This is a genomic window from Bradyrhizobium sp. (genome assembly GCF_049512235.1).
GTDB lineage: Bacteria > Pseudomonadota > Alphaproteobacteria > Rhizobiales > Xanthobacteraceae > Bradyrhizobium.
In genome coordinates, this window is record NZ_JBEKXH010000683.1 from 1 (window position 1) to 2890 (window position 2890).

At 62.1% G+C, this 2890-nt stretch carries 4 protein-coding genes; all 4 read right to left on the reverse strand.

Annotated elements, in window-relative coordinates; translation table 11 throughout:
- Positions 1 to 11: 11 nt before the first annotated feature.
- Positions 12 to 296 carry a cupin domain-containing protein gene (locus tag ABSG20_RS33845; RefSeq protein WP_423868788.1) on the reverse strand — a complete coding sequence of 95 codons (285 nt, stop codon included), beginning with the start codon at positions 294 to 296 and terminating at the stop codon, positions 12 to 14.
- A gap of 20 nt (positions 297 to 316) precedes the next feature.
- A complete protein-coding gene (locus ABSG20_RS33850) occupies positions 317 to 1414 on the reverse strand; it encodes a calcium:cation antiporter (protein WP_423868789.1) in 1098 nt (365 codons plus the stop codon).
- 54 nt (positions 1415 to 1468) lie between these two features.
- Positions 1469 to 2275, reverse strand: a complete 807-nt coding sequence (locus tag ABSG20_RS33855; RefSeq protein WP_423868790.1) for an alpha/beta hydrolase — start codon at positions 2273 to 2275, stop codon at positions 1469 to 1471.
- Positions 2276 to 2292: 17 nt separating this feature from the next.
- Positions 2293 to 2890: NAD(P)(+) transhydrogenase (Re/Si-specific) subunit beta (locus tag ABSG20_RS33860; RefSeq protein WP_423868791.1), on the reverse strand; the 598-nt coding region annotated here is incomplete at its 5' end.

The following is a 2890-nucleotide window of genomic DNA, read 5'->3' on the forward strand; positions in this document are numbered from 1 at the left end:
AAATGGCGGGGTTATGGTTTCAACTCCACTTCCAGGAACACGATTTCGGTCGCACTTTCGTTGAGCACGTCATGTTCCACTCCGGCCTTGCGGAAATAGGATTTGCCGGGCCCGAGCTGCGCCTTGGAGCGTTCCCCGTTGGGGGCCACGATGGTCATTTCGCCCGCGGTGACGGGAACGATGACGTAATCCATCCCGTGAATGTGATGTCCGGTGGCGCTGCCGGGCGCCAGCCGCCACTCGGTGACGCGCACCTCCGGCGTGTCGACCTGAACGTCTGATTTGGCGCTCAACATTGTCAGTTTCTCCCGCCGGGTCAGGGCACGAATACCAGGAACAGAAATACAGCAAACACCACCAGATGGACCAGCCCGAACAGGATATTGGTGCGGCCGGTGCCGAAGGTGAGCATGCTCAGGACGAAGGTCAACACCAGAAGCACGATCTCCTGGGCATTGAGCCCAAGCACCAGCTGCTTGTCCAGCGCGAAGGCGGCCACCGCGACCGCCGGGATCGTCAGCCCGATGGTCGCCAGCGATGAGCCGAGCGCCAGATTGATGCTCTTCTGCAGATCGTTCTTGCGCGCGGCGCCGACGGCGGCGACGCTTTCCGGCAGCAGGATCAGCAGCGCCACCAGAATGCCGGCAAAGGCCGGAGGCGCGCCGATCAAAGCCGCGCCGGCGTCGACCACCAGCGAAAACTTCTTCGCCAGCAGCACCACCGCCAGCAGCGAAACCAGCAACAGGATGGCGCTGAGCAGAAGCGTCCGGTTCGACGCATGCGCTCCCTCATCCGTCGCGCCGGTCGTGCCGCTGACGAAATAATCTCGGTGCCGGATGGTCTGGGTATAGAGAAACACGCCATAGAGCAGGAGGGTTACGACGCTGACGAAGCCGAGCTGGCCGGCCGAATAGATCGGCCCCGCCGTAGTCAGCGTATAATTGGGCATGATCAGCGTGATGGTCGCCAGCACGGCCAGGACGCTGAGATAAAGGCTTGATCCTGCCACCTGAACATCCTGCTCGCGGTAGCGCAGGCCACCGGCCAGGATACAGATGCCGATCAGACCGTTGCAGACGATCATCACCACCGCGAACACGGTGTCGCGCGCCAACGTGGGCACGGCCTTTTCGCCGAGCATGATGGTCGCGATCAGTGCGACCTCGATCACGGTCACCGCCAGCGTCAATAGCAGCGTGCCGTAGGGCTCGCCGATCTTCCCGGCAATCACCTCGGCATGGTGGACCGCCGCGAACACGGTGCCAAACAGGATGACCAGCAGCACCGCGGCAAATACCAGGCCTTCCCCGGACGGCGTAAACGTCAAGCCGAGCGCGGTGACGGCGGCGAAAAACAAGGTCGCGAGCGAAGGGAAAATCCACGCCGATCGCGGCATCGGGCCATGCGCACCCATATGACTAAATCCTTGAAGCCTTGGATTGGACTATGCGTCAAACAACGGCAGCCGTCAGCCGTTTGCCGCATTGATGAATTGCCGCGCCGCTTCAATCGCGCCGAAATCGTCGAGATTTTCGTGACCACCTCCGGGAAACCGGATGAACTGCTTCGGTTCATGGGCGAGCGCGAACAGACGCTCCCCGAAAGCGATCGAAATCGCCGGATCGTCAGTGCCGTGCATGATGAGAAGCGGAACATTGATACGCGCAATGCGCCGATCGGAATGGAACTGATCCCGCATCAACAAACTCACCGGCACAATCCGCAGAAGTGAAGCTGCGATGTCCACCGTTGAGGTATAGGGCGCTTCGAGGATCAATTTGCTGACCGGCTGCTCAGCCGCCAAGGCTGTCGCAACACCGGTCCCAAGCGAAAAGCCCCACACGACTATCCGGTCCGCGCTATATCGCGCCGAGGTAAAGGCATAGGCCGCCGCGGCATCCTGCAACAATCCGCGCTCGCTGGGCTGACCACTGGAGCCGGCATAGCCCCGATAGGACAGCGCGACCAGGCCCGTGCCATCAGAGATGATGCCGCGGAAACGGGCGACGCGCCCGGCCAGGAAATCGCCATTGCCAGGAAAAAAGAGGACGACCGGGTGGCCCGGTCTTGCCGGAACGTGCCAGACGATGATTCTTTCGCCATCGACCGTAGTCGGGACGTGCTCTTCAGCTTCCGGAAGGCCCGCAACATCGGGGGCCGCGCGCGCGACCGGCGGGATCGGAAACAACATCGACCGCTGCAGGAAAAACAGCGCGGCGAGGCCGCCGACGTAACCGACCGAAACGACAACCAAGAGCCATTTCAGGACGGTCATGATCCCTGCAGGCGGTCTCACAGCGCCTTGACGATGTTCTCGGTCATTTTCTTGGCGTCGCCGAGCAGCATCATGGTGTTATCGCGGTAGAACAGGGGATTATCGATGCCGGCATAGCCCGACGCCAGCGAGCGCTTGATGAACATCACGGTGCCGGCCTTCCAGACCTGCAGCACCGGCATGCCGTAGATCGGCGAGGTCTTGTCGTCCTCGGCGGCCGGGTTGGTGACGTCGTTGGCGCCGATCACAAAGGCGACGTCGGCCTGCGCGAATTCCGAATTGATGTCCTCGAGTTCGAACACCTCGTCATAGGGCACATTGGCTTCGGCGAGCAGCACGTTCATGTGGCCGGGCATGCGGCCCGCGACGGGATGAATAGCGTATTTCACCTCGACACCCTCCTTCTTCAGGGTGTCGGCCATTTCGCGTAGCGCATGCTGGGCCTGCGCCACCGCCATGCCGTAGCCGGGCACGATGATGACCTTCTGCGCGTTCTTCATGATGAAGGCCGCGTCGTCGGCCGAGCCGAGCTTGGCCGGCTTCTGCTCGCCCGAACCACCGCCGGCGACGGCACTCTCGCCGCCGAAGCCGCCGAGAATGACCGAGATGAAGGAG

What these genes read in the sequence shown, in the direction of transcription:
- ABSG20_RS33845 (WP_423868788.1), bottom strand. Translation starts at nt 296, where the DNA reads ATGTTGAGCGCCAAATCAGACGTTCAGGTCGACACGCCGGAGGTGCGC.
- ABSG20_RS33850 (WP_423868789.1), bottom strand. Translation starts at nt 1,414, where the DNA reads ATGGGTGCGCATGGCCCGATGCCGCGATCGGCGTGGATTTTCCCTTCG.
- ABSG20_RS33855 (WP_423868790.1), bottom strand. Translation starts at nt 2,275, where the DNA reads ATGACCGTCCTGAAATGGCTCTTGGTTGTCGTTTCGGTCGGTTACGTC.